General features: G+C 48.9%; 16 protein-coding genes. 6 read left to right on the top strand and 10 right to left on the bottom strand.

Translation table 11 applies throughout. The features are described 5' to 3' along the window. Positions 1–7: 7 nt before the first annotated feature. The 4 genes from CJP72_RS16255 to rfaQ are packed head-to-tail and all read right to left on the bottom strand — an operon-like array spanning position 8 to position 4,015. Complete coding sequence (locus tag CJP72_RS16255) at positions 8–988, bottom strand: glycosyltransferase family 8 protein (RefSeq protein WP_162382385.1); 981 nt, start codon at positions 986–988, stop codon at positions 8–10. A gap of 45 nt (positions 989–1,033) precedes the next feature. Next, positions 1,034–1,831: a lipopolysaccharide core heptose(I) kinase RfaP gene (gene rfaP, locus CJP72_RS16250; protein ID WP_162382384.1), complete on the bottom strand. Its 798-nt coding sequence runs from the start codon at positions 1,829–1,831 to the stop codon at positions 1,034–1,036. Next, positions 1,824–2,948, bottom strand: coding sequence for a glycosyltransferase family 4 protein (locus CJP72_RS16245; protein ID WP_162382383.1), 1,125 nt, complete (start codon positions 2,946–2,948; stop codon positions 1,824–1,826). The genes rfaP and CJP72_RS16245 overlap by 8 nt, the downstream gene beginning before the upstream one ends. Continuing rightward, positions 2,945–4,015, bottom strand: a complete 1,071-nt coding sequence (rfaQ, locus tag CJP72_RS16240; protein WP_162382443.1) for a lipopolysaccharide core heptosyltransferase RfaQ — start codon at positions 4,013–4,015, stop codon at positions 2,945–2,947. The genes CJP72_RS16245 and rfaQ overlap by 4 nt, the downstream gene beginning before the upstream one ends. Before the next feature lie 402 nt (positions 4,016–4,417). On the opposite strand from rfaQ, the gene waaA reads away from it, so the two are divergent. Then, positions 4,418–5,695 carry a lipid IV(A) 3-deoxy-D-manno-octulosonic acid transferase gene (gene waaA / locus CJP72_RS16235; RefSeq protein WP_162382382.1) on the top strand — a complete coding sequence of 426 codons (1,278 nt, stop codon included), beginning with the start codon at positions 4,418–4,420 and terminating at the stop codon, positions 5,693–5,695. Positions 5,696–5,703: 8 nt separating this feature from the next. After that, entirely contained in the window at positions 5,704–6,183 is a 480-nt protein-coding gene (gene coaD / locus CJP72_RS16230; protein ID WP_162382381.1) for a pantetheine-phosphate adenylyltransferase, read from the top strand. Positions 6,184–6,239: 56 nt separating this feature from the next. Here coaD and mutM read toward each other — a convergent pair whose 3' ends face one another. From mutM to radC, 4 genes are all read right to left on the bottom strand, one after another. After that, positions 6,240–7,049, bottom strand: coding sequence for a bifunctional DNA-formamidopyrimidine glycosylase/DNA-(apurinic or apyrimidinic site) lyase (mutM, locus tag CJP72_RS16225; protein WP_162382380.1), 810 nt, complete (start codon positions 7,047–7,049; stop codon positions 6,240–6,242). 98 nt (positions 7,050–7,147) lie between these two features. Beyond that, positions 7,148–7,315 (bottom strand): 50S ribosomal protein L33, encoded by a 168-nt coding sequence (rpmG, locus tag CJP72_RS16220; RefSeq protein ID WP_003024094.1) that lies wholly within the window; start codon positions 7,313–7,315, stop codon positions 7,148–7,150. A 20-nt stretch (positions 7,316–7,335) separates the two neighbouring features. Further along, positions 7,336–7,572, bottom strand: a complete 237-nt coding sequence (gene rpmB / locus CJP72_RS16215; protein WP_003024071.1) for a 50S ribosomal protein L28 — start codon at positions 7,570–7,572, stop codon at positions 7,336–7,338. Between the two features lie 216 nt (positions 7,573–7,788). Further along, positions 7,789–8,454 (bottom strand): RadC family protein, encoded by a 666-nt coding sequence (gene radC, locus CJP72_RS16210; protein WP_162382379.1) that lies wholly within the window; start codon positions 8,452–8,454, stop codon positions 7,789–7,791. Between the two features lie 180 nt (positions 8,455–8,634). On the opposite strand from radC, the gene coaBC reads away from it, so the two are divergent. The 3 genes from coaBC (at position 8,635) to slmA (ending at position 11,003) form a co-directional block, all read left to right on the top strand. Beyond that, positions 8,635–9,855, top strand: a complete 1,221-nt coding sequence (coaBC, locus tag CJP72_RS16205; protein WP_162382442.1) for a bifunctional phosphopantothenoylcysteine decarboxylase/phosphopantothenate--cysteine ligase CoaBC — start codon at positions 8,635–8,637, stop codon at positions 9,853–9,855. After that, positions 9,833–10,291, top strand: a complete 459-nt coding sequence (gene dut, locus CJP72_RS16200; RefSeq protein WP_162382378.1) for a dUTP diphosphatase — start codon at positions 9,833–9,835, stop codon at positions 10,289–10,291. Before coaBC ends, dut begins: the two co-directional genes overlap by 23 nt. Before the next feature lie 115 nt (positions 10,292–10,406). After that, on the top strand, positions 10,407–11,003 hold the full coding sequence (slmA, locus tag CJP72_RS16195; RefSeq protein ID WP_162382377.1) for a nucleoid occlusion factor SlmA: 597 nt from the start codon (positions 10,407–10,409) through the stop codon (positions 11,001–11,003). Between the two features lie 47 nt (positions 11,004–11,050). On the opposite strand, the gene pyrE is transcribed toward slmA, so the two are convergent. Further along, positions 11,051–11,692 (bottom strand): orotate phosphoribosyltransferase, encoded by a 642-nt coding sequence (gene pyrE, locus CJP72_RS16190; RefSeq protein ID WP_162382376.1) that lies wholly within the window; start codon positions 11,690–11,692, stop codon positions 11,051–11,053. Positions 11,693–11,757: 65 nt separating this feature from the next. Continuing rightward, positions 11,758–12,474 carry a ribonuclease PH gene (gene rph, locus CJP72_RS16185; RefSeq protein WP_162382375.1) on the bottom strand — a complete coding sequence of 239 codons (717 nt, stop codon included), beginning with the start codon at positions 12,472–12,474 and terminating at the stop codon, positions 11,758–11,760. Positions 12,475–12,599: 125 nt separating this feature from the next. On the opposite strand from rph, the gene CJP72_RS16180 reads away from it, so the two are divergent. After that, positions 12,600–13,463, top strand: a complete 864-nt coding sequence (locus CJP72_RS16180) for a YicC/YloC family endoribonuclease (RefSeq protein ID WP_162382374.1) — start codon at positions 12,600–12,602, stop codon at positions 13,461–13,463. Positions 13,464–13,614 lie beyond the last annotated feature (151 nt).

Here is a 13,614-nt window from a genome sequence, read left to right as displayed (position 1 = left end):
GTCCCTGCTAAAATTTCATGTTAAATATCTTCATCAATAAATAACGCAGGTAATAAGATATTGCCTCACCATATTTACTCCCCTTCCATAGCAATTTAGATTTTATTCTGATTTCACTTGCCGATGGGGATAGATATCTTTTGGCATTACGCCAGGGCGATTGAGAAAAGTATCGCCCGAAGTTATTGGCATTAAAAATAAGATACCATGGTTTATTTGGTGTTACATAATGCATAATAACTGTGTTTTTTATATTTTCATTTTCTGCATTGTGATATACACTTAATGTTGTTTTATTGTTGAATTTTGCATTGAGATATTGTAGGCGACCATTAAGTAAAATATTTAAAACATCCTGATCTGCGTATCTGTAAATTTTACCGCTATTGATCATAGTCAATGCTTTCTGCGTAATATTATTTTCTCGCCATTCTTGAGTGTTAATTAGCATAACGCCAGCATTAAAATATTTAATAAAATTCACGCCATAATCTAAATTATCAACACGTGCTTGCATTTCTATAGAATCTGAAATTACTCCAGCAATATTATTTTGCAAGTCGTAGTTAACCAATTCAATTAAATTACTATAGCAAATTATATCACAGTCCAGATACATCACATTAGTAATGGATTGATCAATAACTTCCGGAATTAAAAAGCGCAAACATGTTGATAATGGAATCCCCAGAACCAACGTTTCAGGATTTATATTAAAACTACCTTTTATATGATAAATTGTAATTGACACATTTGGTCTATTTAACTCATGAAATAATGCCATATCATTTGCTGACACATCAGAAACTAACAGATGAAAATGTAAGTTGATATTTTTATTATTTTCAATAATAGAGAATATCGCCACCCCAGCAGGCATTACGAAACCACAATCAAAACAAAGTGAGATATGAAGCGTATTTGCTAATCCTCCTATATTAGGAAATAGCTCTTCTTTTTTTGCGACGAAATCGCTGACATTTATCAATTTAGGAAACCCTGCTTAATTGAGATAAACAATAATATAAATACATTATAATTTTTTACGAATCGTTCTTTCTCTGATTTTTTCTGCTTTTATTTTAGCTTTTTCAATAAGCTCATCTTCCCGCTGGAAGATGACATTCAGGGGTAAACTAAAATAAACCTTCATAAAGCGGAAAACATCCCGCTGAGTCAGGCCAATGTTCATTGAGGAAAAATAGAGACCGATGAGATCTTTATCGCGCCAGCGGCGTGGAACGTTACGACGAATTTGTGCCCGGTGTAGGTCAATAACCGAAATTTTAAGATCTTTTTCCTCACCCGAGAAAGGCAGATGCAAAAGGAAATGACATATATAACAATCACGATGATTGATCCCCCCTGCATGCATTTTTTGCACCATAGTAGCAACACGCTCGATGATCATCCGCTTCACTTTTACATCTGGAGGATTCGTTGCCCAGTCAGCGCAATACTCTTCCAGACTGAGGGTAGGAGTGAGATCTTCAGTAATGATGAATGAGGTTCTGGTTAGAGGATTCAGGCCTTTTTCACCAAACCCCACACCGTGCATCGTGTCTACACCTAAATCACGGAGGCGATGAATCGCATTCCACTCTCTGTCGGCACCTAACACCGGCATGCGCAGTGAGAGCAGATTTTTGACAATCTCTTTTAGAGAGGTGCCTTTATGCCATTTAAGGAAGTAGCTTTTATCGGCCAGTTCAAATCGCAGTGTTCTGCGGGTTTCCAGCTCTCTGAAGACTTCACCCTGCAGCGTTTTAACTTCCTCGAACGCATCTTTACCTCGCCATAGCGTGGCCAGCGGCTCTTTCAACTCAACCATCCAAATCACCTGTAATAATATCCGCCGCTTTTTCTGGCAGACTGTACAAATCTTGTGTATCGGCATAGTACCTGGCGTTTTCTGCCCAGGCCGCACGCAATGAAGGCTGAGTTAACGCTTTGCGTAAAATCTCATTTAGCCCTTCTTGTCGGTAAGGTTCTTCTATCGCGGCACCACAATTAGCATCCACAATATAATGCGCGTAACCGCAAACAGATGTGGTCAGAACAGGTAATCCCGCCGTGATCGCCTCCAGCAAGACAATACCGGCAGCTTCCTGATAAGCGGGGTGTAATAATATATCGGCGGCAGCCATTAACTCAGCCACATCATTGCGGCCAGAAAAGAAATGGACATTTGCTCTCACACCCAGCTTTTCCGCCAGAGATTCAAATTTTCTCGGCTTATCCTGACCTACAATAAACAGCAGCGTATTTTGTCGTAGAGCCTCGGGTAATGAGGCAAGCGCCTTGAGTGATCGATCGACGCCTTTACGCGTGAAATCAGAACCGACCTGCAACAGTAAATTCTGTTGCTCTGTGATACCGTTCTTCCGACGGTAAATTTCCCGGCTATCTGGAATTTGCTGGCTGTATTTTCTGTCCGGGTAAATCCCCGGAGGGAGAATGTGAAAGCGATCGGTTTCAGTCTGATAATGTTTCTGAAAATCGGCTATCTGCTTATCCGTTAACATCAGCAATTTCGTTGGCTTACCTTGTTCAAAGGTTGCGCGTTCGAAGGCTGTATAATGGCGATACCGTGACGTCAGCCGGTAAAAAAAACCTTTTTCCTGTGCGACTTTCTCGGCATAACACACATCGGCAGCGTAGTAGACATCCAGTCCCGGCATTTTATTAAACCCGACGACCCGGTCAACCGGGTGTTCACGCATATGCGTCTGCACCCAAGAATAGTACTCAGCGTTACGACCATGATTAGTGCGCGATTTCACTGGAACCCGGATCAGTTCAAAAACATCAGGGCACTCGCCTTCCCAGGACTGGGTATAAACCCGAACATGATGACCACGTGAGGCAACGGTCTGCGCAATGCGCATAAAATCACGTTGTAAACCGCCGAAAGGAAAATATTTGTACAGGCAAAATGCGACGATCATAATGGCGCATCCATTTCGATAATTTGCGCGTTCTGCGGCAACATTTTTTCCGTTGCTGCAATCACATCCTCAGCGGGAATAACGGACATATATTTTTTGTCACGGTCCAGTTCAGACCGTTTAGGCATGGGCGTATAATCCCCTGCCCAGAACTGAATAATATTGTCAGTCCAGGGCCGCCAGAAGACGTGGTCTGTCGGGCCAAACAGACATATCACCGGCGTCTTGACCGCCGCAGCAATATGCCCAGGGGCTGAATCGACACCAATAAAAAGGGCGGCATGATCAATCAGCGCTCCTAATTCTGGGAATCGGGTTTTGCCTGCCAGCCCGGTGATTGGTTTGGTTTCGCACCCCAGCGCAATCTCTTCCACACAGGCTAAATCGTCAGCAGAAGGACCGGACGTCAACACCACTTGGTATCCACGACGTTCAAGAGCATCAATAACGTGGGAAAATTTGTCATTATCCCAGCACTTAAATAACTGCCTTGCCGTGGGTTGAATCACCACGTATTGATGCATCACGCCGAGTTGGCGCAGCTGCCGACGCATATTCTCCCAGTGTTCAGGCCGATAGCTCATGGTCGTTTCAGTAACAACATGCTCCAGCCCCAGAGGTTTGAGTGCAGACAGCGTGCGTTCGACAACATGCTCACCGGAATAAGAAACGAGATGGGTAAAACTCTGTTTCCAGAATGCAGACTGCCGGTTGGCGAAATCCTGGGATATTTTTACTCTTGCACGCAAAAAACGAACAATCAGCGCCACAATCCACTGATCGGTCAGGTTGATGACCAGATCATATTGGTTGTTGCGTAAGGTCTTAATCAGCGAAAGCGTATTTTGAATTTTCTCTGTCGCTCCCGCTCCCTTGTTACTGATGCCATAGAGGGCATTAATCTCGGGATTTTCAGACAAAATGGGCATTGTGTCCTGGTAAAGCAGCACATCTATTTTTGCATCAGGGTAATTCTGCTTTAGCGTACTAATAACAGGAGTAGTGAGTAACATATCTCCATGAAAACGCATCTTTACGACCAGGATTTTTCTAAATGGCTTATCCACAAGCGACTCTTTTGTTGTGATTTTCCGGTAAAGGTAAGCAGAAAAAAGCACGCTACCGCCCCAGGCTCAACAGCTACCTGAATACTGATACGCGCACCTACTTTGTGCATGTTAGTGTAACACTTCTTTCGCCGTGATCCGATATGAATAAATTTTAAGCGCGTCTCGTTTTTTTTCTTTTATAATCAGTGAAATAAAAAACAGCACACCGAGCTAATAAGGTCATTCAGGATTGCGCTATAGGGAGAATTCAATGAATCGCATAAAAATACAAAAAAACTGTGGCCTTCAGCGTTCTTTATACACGTTTCAGGCAATTTGATTCAAAAACAGGAAAAGTAATGGTAAAGCCTGTGCTAAATACTTAGAATCCCCAGCACATTCCAAAGTCAGCTATTTATTATGCTCGAATTGCTTTACACCGCCCTTCTCTACCTTATTCAGCCATTGATCTGGATACGGCTTTGGTTGCGCGGAAGTAAGGCGCCTGCCTATCGAAAACGTTGGGGTGAACGCTACGGATTTTACCGCCGTCCATTAAAACCTGGCGGGATCATGCTGCATTCCGTTTCCGTGGGTGAAACACTGGCCGCAATACCTTTAGTCCGCGCCCTGCGTCACCGTTATCCGGATCTTCCGATCACGGTGACCACCATGACGCCTACAGGTTCAGAGCGCGTGCAGTCCGCTTTTGGTAGCGATGTTCAGCACGTCTATCTGCCTTACGATTTGCCTGATGCACTCAATCGTTTCCTCAATAAAGTCGACCCCAAACTGGTGTTGATCATGGAAACTGAGCTGTGGCCAAACTTAATCGCTGCATTGCACAAACGCCATATTCCGTTAGTGATTGCCAACGCGCGCCTTTCTGCACGATCCGCAGCAGGTTACGCAAAGCTGGGCAAATTTGTCCGCAGGTTGCTGCGCCGTATTACGCTCATTGCGGCGCAAAATGGCGAAGATGGCGAACGCTTCGTAACACTGGGGGCGAGAAACAATCAAGTTACCGTCACTGGTAGCCTGAAGTTTGATATTTCTGTCACCCCACAGCTTGCCGCTAAAGCCGTCACCTTGCGTCGTCAGTGGGCGCCGCATCGTCCCGTGTGGATTGCCACCAGTACTCATGACGGCGAAGAAAGCGTGATTATCGCTGCGCATCAGGCATTGTTACACCAGTTCCCCAATCTGCTGCTGATTCTGGTTCCCCGACATCCTGAACGTTTTCCAGATGCGATTAACCTCGTACGTCAGGCTGGACTAAGCTTTACCACACGCTCCTCAGGAGAAGTGCCCTCTGCCAGCACTCAGGTGGTCATTGGCGACACCATGGGCGAGTTGATGTTGCTCTACGGTATTGCGGATCTCGCTTTCGTCGGCGGTTCACTGGTTGAACGGGGCGGACATAATCCGCTGGAAGCCGCTGCGCACGCGATTCCAGTTTTAATGGGACCACATACCTTTAATTTTAAAGATATTTGTGCCCGACTGGAGCAGGCAAGTGGTCTTATCACTGTCACTGATGACACAACACTGGCAAAAGAAGTCTCTTCTTTGCTGACCGATGCCGATTACCGTAATTTCTATGGTCGCCATGCTGTTGAAGTGCTGTATCAAAACCAGGGCGCGCTTCAGCGTCTGCTCCAACTGCTGGAACCCTACCTGCCACCTAAAACGCATTGAGGGCTGTCATGCCAAAACGGGCCATTTATCCGGGTACCTTCGATCCGATTACTAACGGTCATATCGATATCGTGACACGTGCGACACAGATGTTTGATCACGTGATTTTGGCCATTGCTGCCAGCCCCAGTAAAAAACCGATGTTCACGCTTGAAGAACGTGTAGCGCTGGCGCAACAGGCAACGGCACATCTCAGTAACATCGAAGTGATGGGGTTTAGCGACTTAATGGCGAACTTCGCTCGTGAGCAACAGGCGAGCATTCTGATTCGTGGCCTGCGTGCGGTCGCAGATTTTGAGTATGAAATGCAGTTGGCGCACATGAATCGCCATCTGATGCCAGAACTGGAAAGCGTCTTCCTGATGCCCTCCAAAGAGTGGTCATTTATCTCTTCTTCGTTGGTCAAAGAGGTAGCGCGTCATCAGGGCGATGTTACCCATTTCCTGCCAGACAACGTTCATCAGGCGCTGATGGATAAGCTGAAGTAACGACGATGCCGGATGGCGGTAGCGCTAATCCGGCCAGAAGCCGCTCGCCCCTTCATTCATTTCTGACACTGTCGACAATAAAACGTCGCTCGCTGAGCGTGTTTGGTGGCGATAATCGGTGTGCCGCAGACCCGACAAGGTTCACCTTTACGCCCGTATACCTGCAATTCCTGCGCAAAATATCCTGGTTTACCGTCGCTTTGCAGGAAATCCTTCAACGTTGTCCCACCCTGTTCGATAGAACGCTGTAAAACCGCCTTAATCACGCCTGCAAGCTGCGCATACTCATCCTGTGACAATGACGACGCCAGACGGTCAGGATGGATGCCTGCCGCAAACAGCGACTCGCTGGCGTAGATATTACCGACACCCACCACCAACCTGTTGTCCATCAACCATGGCTTTATGGCCGTTTTCTTCTTTGCACACTTCTGTTGCAGATACTCACCGTTAAAATCGTCGCTCAGCGGCTCCGGGCCAAGATGTGCCAGGACATTATGCCCTTCCAGCTCTTTCGTCCAAAGCCAGGCGCCAAAGCGGCGCGGATCAGTGTAGCGGAGAATTTTTCCGTTGCTCATCACCAAATCAACATGGTCGTGCTTTTCTGCGGGGAATTCTTCAGGGAGGATCCGTAAGCTGCCTGACATTCCCAAATGAATGATAATCCAGCCATCCGGTAACTCCAGCAGCAGATATTTGGCACGCCGTTGCACGCTCAGTACGGGTTTATCACTCAGGCGGTAGATTTCTTCTGACACAGGCCATCGTAAACGCCCATTGCGCACAATGGCGTGCAAAATAGTTGCCCCGACCAGATGGGGTTCGATCCCACGGCGACTGGTTTCTACTTCAGGTAATTCAGGCATAGCGTCTCCGGCACGGTTTCAGATGTTTTTATTATGGGGACAGCCAGAAAACAAAAAACCCCGCCGAGGCAGGGTTTTTCTTTACATCAAAACGAAAATTATTTGATTTTCGCTTCTTTGTATAAAACGTGCTGACGAACAACTGGATCGAACTTTTTCAGTTCCAGTTTTTCCGGCTTAGTACGTTTGTTCTTCGTTGTGGTATAGAAGTGACCAGTACCAGCAGAAGAAACCAGCTTGATTTTCTCACGAATACCTTTAGCCATGATTTATTTCCTCTTAGTACTTAGTACTTTTCGCCACGGGCACGCAGTTCAGACAGAACTGTTTCGATGCCTTTCTTATCAATTACACGCATACCTTTAGCAGATACACGCAGGGTGACAAAACGCTTCTCGCTCTCAACCCAGAAACGGTGAGAGTGCAGGTTAGGCAGGAAACGGCGTTTAGTCGCGTTCAGTGCGTGGGAACGGTTGTTACCGGTCACCGGACGCTTGCCAGTAACTTGGCAGACTCGGGACATGTCTATTCTCCAAAAATCAAATTAGCTCGAGCTTCGTATGGGGTATTGGCGCCTCGTCAGGCTTCTCAGCCCGGTTATCGCAGTTCTAAGCGAACTCTCGATTGCCAGGCCCAAATGCCAAACCCGAGATTCTCAAAGGTGGCGTAGTATACGCTGTGTAAGCGATGTGCTCAAGTCCCGAACAGACAAAGATCCCACTGGATCGCGCAAAGTGCGCTAAATCCAGCCACGTTCGGCAAAAGAAACGTACTCTCCGCGCCCAATCACGAGGTGATCAAGCACTCTGATATCCATGATCTGGCAGCATTTTACCACACGCTCGGTGATGAGTTTATCCGCTTTACTCGGCTCTGCACACCCCGAAGGGTGATTATGTGCAAGGATCACCGCCGACGCATTTAATTTTATCGCCTCGCGGATGATTTCACGCGGATGCACCTCAACATGGCTGAGCGTTCCGGCAAACAGACGGCTGTGGGTAATGACACGATGCTGGGCATCAAGAAAGATCACCAGAAAGATCTCCCGTTCCTCTTCCATGAGCTGACTTTGCAAAAACTCCCGTGTCATTTGCGGACTCAGCAGCGAGTTTTCCTCCATCATCCGCACGTTGTAGTAACGCCGGGCCAGTTCTGCAATCCCTTTTAACTGCGCATATTTAGCAATACCTACCCCAGAAATGGAGCGGAACTGTATAAAATCAGCCGTCAGCAGGCCGTAGAGAGAACCGAAATGGCAGAGCATCTCTCCCGCCAGTGTCATCACATCTTTTCCCGGCGTTCCCGTGCGCAAAAAGAGGGCCAGAAGCTCCACATCGCTGAGGGAACCAATTCCTGACTGCAGCATTTTTTCCCGAGGCATCAAACTTTCTGCGGTATCCATACGCCCTCTCCCCTTAGTCACGCCATATGTTGGCACAGCCTCTCAGGGGATTCGACGCCCTGTTATCACTCCTGCGTACTGCTTCGCAAAGTGAATAGCGGGCAAAAACACGACGCACTACGGATTGTGATAAAATATCCGCCTTCTGGTGAAACCCAACACCCAACAGGAAAGATCATGATGAGCCTGGCCGGTAAAAAAATCGTTCTCGGTGTCAGCGGCGGCATTGCGGCCTATAAAACCCCGGAACTGGTACGTCGTTTGCGCGAACGCGGCGCCGATGTCCGCGTAGCAATGACTGAAGCGGCAAAAGCCTTTATTACCCCTCTGAGTTTACAGGCGGTTTCGGGTTATCCCGTTTCCGACAGCCTGCTGGATCCCGCAGCCGAAGCGGCAATGGGTCATATTGAGCTGGGGAAATGGGCCGATCTGGTTATCCTCGCGCCAGCGACGGCCGACCTGATTGCCCGCATCGCTGCCGGTATGGCGAATGATCTGGTTTCGACGATTTGTCTGGCCACACCGTCACCTGTTGCCGTGCTCCCGGCGATGAACCAGCAAATGTACCGCGCCACAGCAACACAGCATAATTTGAGCATTCTCGCCTCCCGTGGTTTGCTGATTTGGGGCCCGGACAGCGGAAGCCAGGCTTGCGGAGACGTGGGGCCAGGCCGAATGCTCGACCCATTAACGATTGTGGAGATGGCCGCAGCACATTTTTCGCCTGTCAACGATTTGCAACACCTCAACATCATGATTACGGCGGGTCCAACGCGCGAACCGCTCGACCCGGTGCGCTATATCTCTAACCATAGCTCCGGTAAAATGGGATTCGCGATTGCCGCCGCAGCCGCACGGCGCGGTGCTAACGTGACGCTGGTTTCCGGGCCGGTTTCACTGCCGACGCCTCCTTTTGTTCAGCGTGTTGATGTGATGACTGCGCTGGAAATGGAAGCGGCTGTCCAGGCAGCAGTGCAACAGCAGCATATTTTTATCGGTTGTGCCGCAGTGGCTGACTATCGGGCTGCCTCTGTCGCGAATGAAAAAATCAAGAAACAAGCCACTCAGGGTGATGAATTAACAATAAAAATGGTCAAAAACCCTGATATTGTCGCCGGGGTCGCCGCACTTGATGCTAATCGCCCCTTTGTCGTTGGGTTTGCCGCCGAAACGAATAATGTGGAAGAATATGCCCGGCAAAAACGTATCCGCAAAAACCTTGATATGATCTGTGCGAATGATGTTTCGATTACAACTCAAGGCTTTAATAGCGACAGCAACGCTTTGCACCTTTTCTGGCAGGATGGAGATAAAGTCTTACCGCTTGAGCGTAAAGAACTCCTCGGCCAATTATTACTCGACGAGATCGTGACCCGTTATGATGAAAAAAATCGACGTTAAGATTCTGGACCCGCGCGTTGGACAGCAGTTCCCGCTTCCGACATATGCCACCTCCGGTTCCGCCGGACTTGACCTGCGAGCCTGTCTCGACGCCGCCGTCGAACTGGCGCCCGGCGCGACGACGTTACTGCCGACAGGATTGGCTATTCATATCGCCGATTCCTCTCTGGCAGCCGTTATTCTGCCGCGCTCCGGCCTGGGTCACAAACATGGTATCGTGCTGGGCAACCTGGTCGGTTTGATCGACTCAGATTACCAGGGCCAGTTGATGGTTTCTGTCTGGAACCGTGGTCAGGACAGCTTCACCATTGAACCTGGCGAGCGTATCGCACAGATGGTTTTTGTTCCTGTTGTGCAGGCCGAATTTAATCTGGTGGAAGATTTTGATACCACCGATCGTGGTGAAGGCGGCTTCGGCCATTCAGGACGTAAGTAATACGTCACGTATCCCACTACGCAATAACGTCATAACATCACCGCAAACCCTGAGTTTGCGGTCGTAGTGTGGGTGCCAGCCTGGCAAGTGCTTATTTTCAGGGGTATTTTGTAACATGGCAGAAAAACAAACTGCGAAACGGAATCGTCGCGAAGAAATACTTCAGTCTCTGGCGCTGATGCTGGAATCCAGCGATGGGAGCCAGCGTATCACAACGGCAAAACTGGCTGCTTCCGTCGGCGTTTCTGAAGCCGCACTATATCGCCATTTTCCCAGCAAGACGCGCATGTTCGATAGCCTGATCGAGTTTATCGAAGATAGTCTGATTACCCGTATCAATTTAATTTTGAAAGATGAGAAAGACACTGGCACACGCTTGCGTTTGATTGTGTTGCTGATTTTGGGATTTGGCGAACGCAATCCCGGTCTGACGCGTATTCTCACCGGGCATGCGTTAATGTTTGAGCAAGACCGCTTGCAAGGGCGAATCAACCAGCTCTTCGAACGTATCGAAGCGCAGTTGCGTCAGGTTTTGCGGGAAAAGAGAATGCGTGAAGGCGAAGGTTACGCCACGGAAGAAACGCTGCTGGCGAGCCAGATTCTGGCGTTCTGTGAAGGCATGCTGTCGCGTTTTGTTCGCAGCGAATTCAAATACCGACCGACGGACGATTTCGACGCACGCTGGCCGCTGGTTGCCGCACAGTTACAGTAAATTTTATTGCCCGGTAAGCGAAATGCTACCGGGCATTTCAGGTGAAATTACACCCCAAATTCTTCCTGGTACGCACGAACAGAAGCCAGATGCTCAGCCATCTCTGGTTTCTCTCCCAGGTACTCAATCAGGTCTTTCAGCGTAATAATAGAGATAACCTGACAGCGATAGTCACGCTCCACTTCCTGAATCGCTGAAATCTCTCCGCGTCCGCGTTCCTGGCGATCCAATGAAATCAGCACCCCCGCAAGTGTTGCCCCATTCGCCTGAATAATCTCCATCGATTCGCGGATAGCGGTACCGGCAGTAATCACGTCGTCTACCAGCATCACACGTCCCTGAAGCGCACTCCCCACCAGATTGCCACCTTCGCCATGGTCTTTGGCTTCTTTACGGTTAAAGCAGTATGGAAGGTCTTTGTCGTGATGTTCCGCCAGCGCAACGGCCGTTGTGGTGGCAATCGGAATCCCTTTGTATGCGGGACCGAACAACAGATCGAAATCAATGCCGGAATCCACCAGCGCTTCAGCATAGAAACGACCTAACAGAGCCAGGTCGCGCCCGGTATTAAACAGTCCGGCATTGAAGAAATAGGGGCTCTTGCGCCCGGATTTCAGCGTAAATTCGCCAAACTTTAGTACCTGCTTGTTAAGCGCAAACTCAATAAACTGGCGCTGATACGGTTTCATGAATTCGTTCCTCATCTCACTTTATTTCAGACAAAAAAAAGGCGACTTCTCAGTCGCCTTAAAAATCAATTTTCTAACGCCGCCTTCTGCGTCGCTACAATAGATTCGATTCCCCCTCGGGCTAGCGCCAGCAAGGAGAGAAGTTCTTCGTGGCTGAACGGTTCGCCTTCTGCCGTGCCCTGAACTTCAATGATGCGGCCATCCTCAGTCATCACCACATTCATATCCGTTTCTGCAGCAGAGTCTTCAACATACTCTAAATCACACAGCGCTTCGCCATTTACGATACCAACGGATACCGCAGCAACCATTCCTTTCATCGGGTTGGTTTTCAACTTACCGTTCTCGACCAGCTTTTTCAGCGCATCGGCCAAAGCAACACAAGCACCGGTGATAGACGCCGTACGGGTACCACCGTCAGCCTGAATAACGTCGCAGTCCAGCGTGATAGTAAATTCACCCAGCGTCTTGAGATCAACCGCGGCACGCAGTGCACGCGCGATCAGACGCTGAATTTCCATGGTACGGCCGCCCTGCTTGCCTTTCGCCGCTTCACGCGCATTACGAGTATGCGTAGCGCGTGGCAGCATACCGTATTCAGCAGTAATCCAACCCTGCCCTTGCCCTTTCAGAAAACGCGGTACGCCTTCTTCAATAGAGGCAGTACACAGCACTTTGGTATCTCCAAATTCGACCAGCACCGAGCCTTCAGCATGTTTTGTATAATTACGGGTCAGGGTTACGGGACGCACCTGATTAGCGCTACGGCCTGCTGGACGCATATTGAGATCTCCGGCTTGAAACGAATGTGGCTGCGCATTATACGGACTTCCGTCTGTTATTCCTATCCTGATAGGGCATGCATAGCTATAATCCCCCCATCTCTCCTTTAAAAACAGGAACGTCTATGATCCGCAGTATGACCGCCTACGCCCGGCGTGAAATCAAGGGTGAATGGGGTAGCGCTACCTGGGAAATGCGCTCGGTAAACCAGCGTTATCTGGAAACTTATTTTCGTCTGCCGGAACAGTTCCGTAGTCTCGAGCCTGTTGTTCGCGAACGCATTCGCACACGTCTGACGCGCGGTAAAGTCGAATGTACGCTGCGTTTTGAACCCGATGCCAGCGCACAAGGTGAACTCATTCTGAATGAGAAGCTCGCAAAACAACTCGTCACCGCCGCTAACTGGGTCAAAATGCAGAGTGATGAAGGGGAAATCAATCCGGTTGATATTCTGCGCTGGCCGGGAGTCATGGCCGCTCAGGAGCAAGATCTGGACGCCATTGCGGCTGAAATCCTGAACGCCCTTGACGGTACGCTGGACGACTTCATCATCGCCCGCGAAACTGAAGGCCAGGCCCTGAAAGCCCTGATTGAGCAACGTCTTGAAGGCGTCAGCGCTGAAGTCATCAAAGTACGCGCGCACATGCCGGAGATCTTACAATGGCAACGCGAACGCCTGGTCGCCAAGCTGGAAGATGCACAGGTTCAACTGGAAAATAACCGCCTGGAACAAGAACTGGTGCTGATGGCGCAACGCATCGACGTCGCAGAAGAGCTGGATCGTCTGGAAGCGCACGTGAAAGAAACCTACAACATCCTGAAGAAAAAAGAGGCGGTTGGTCGTCGTCTGGACTTCATGATGCAGGAATTCAACCGTGAGTCGAACACGCTGGCGTCTAAGTCTATCAATGCAGAAGTCACTAATTCCGCCATTGAACTGAAAGTATTGATCGAGCAAATGCGCGAACAAATTCAGAACATTGAGTAATATCTCAGACGATCTCACTTTGTCTCACCCAAGTTAAAACCTCCTCTAAGAGCCCGTATTAAAGGGCTCTTTCTTTATCACCTTGTCTCATGGTGTATCACTACAGCGCATGTTTAGCGTGTACTTATCTATGTACATAATGACTTTTATG

It is taken from the genome of Citrobacter sp. NCU1 (assembly GCF_010231475.1).
Lineage (GTDB): Bacteria > Pseudomonadota > Gammaproteobacteria > Enterobacterales > Enterobacteriaceae > Citrobacter_D.
The sequence above is the reverse complement of the archived record's forward strand: the minus strand, read 5'-3'. Positions and strand labels throughout refer to the sequence as shown.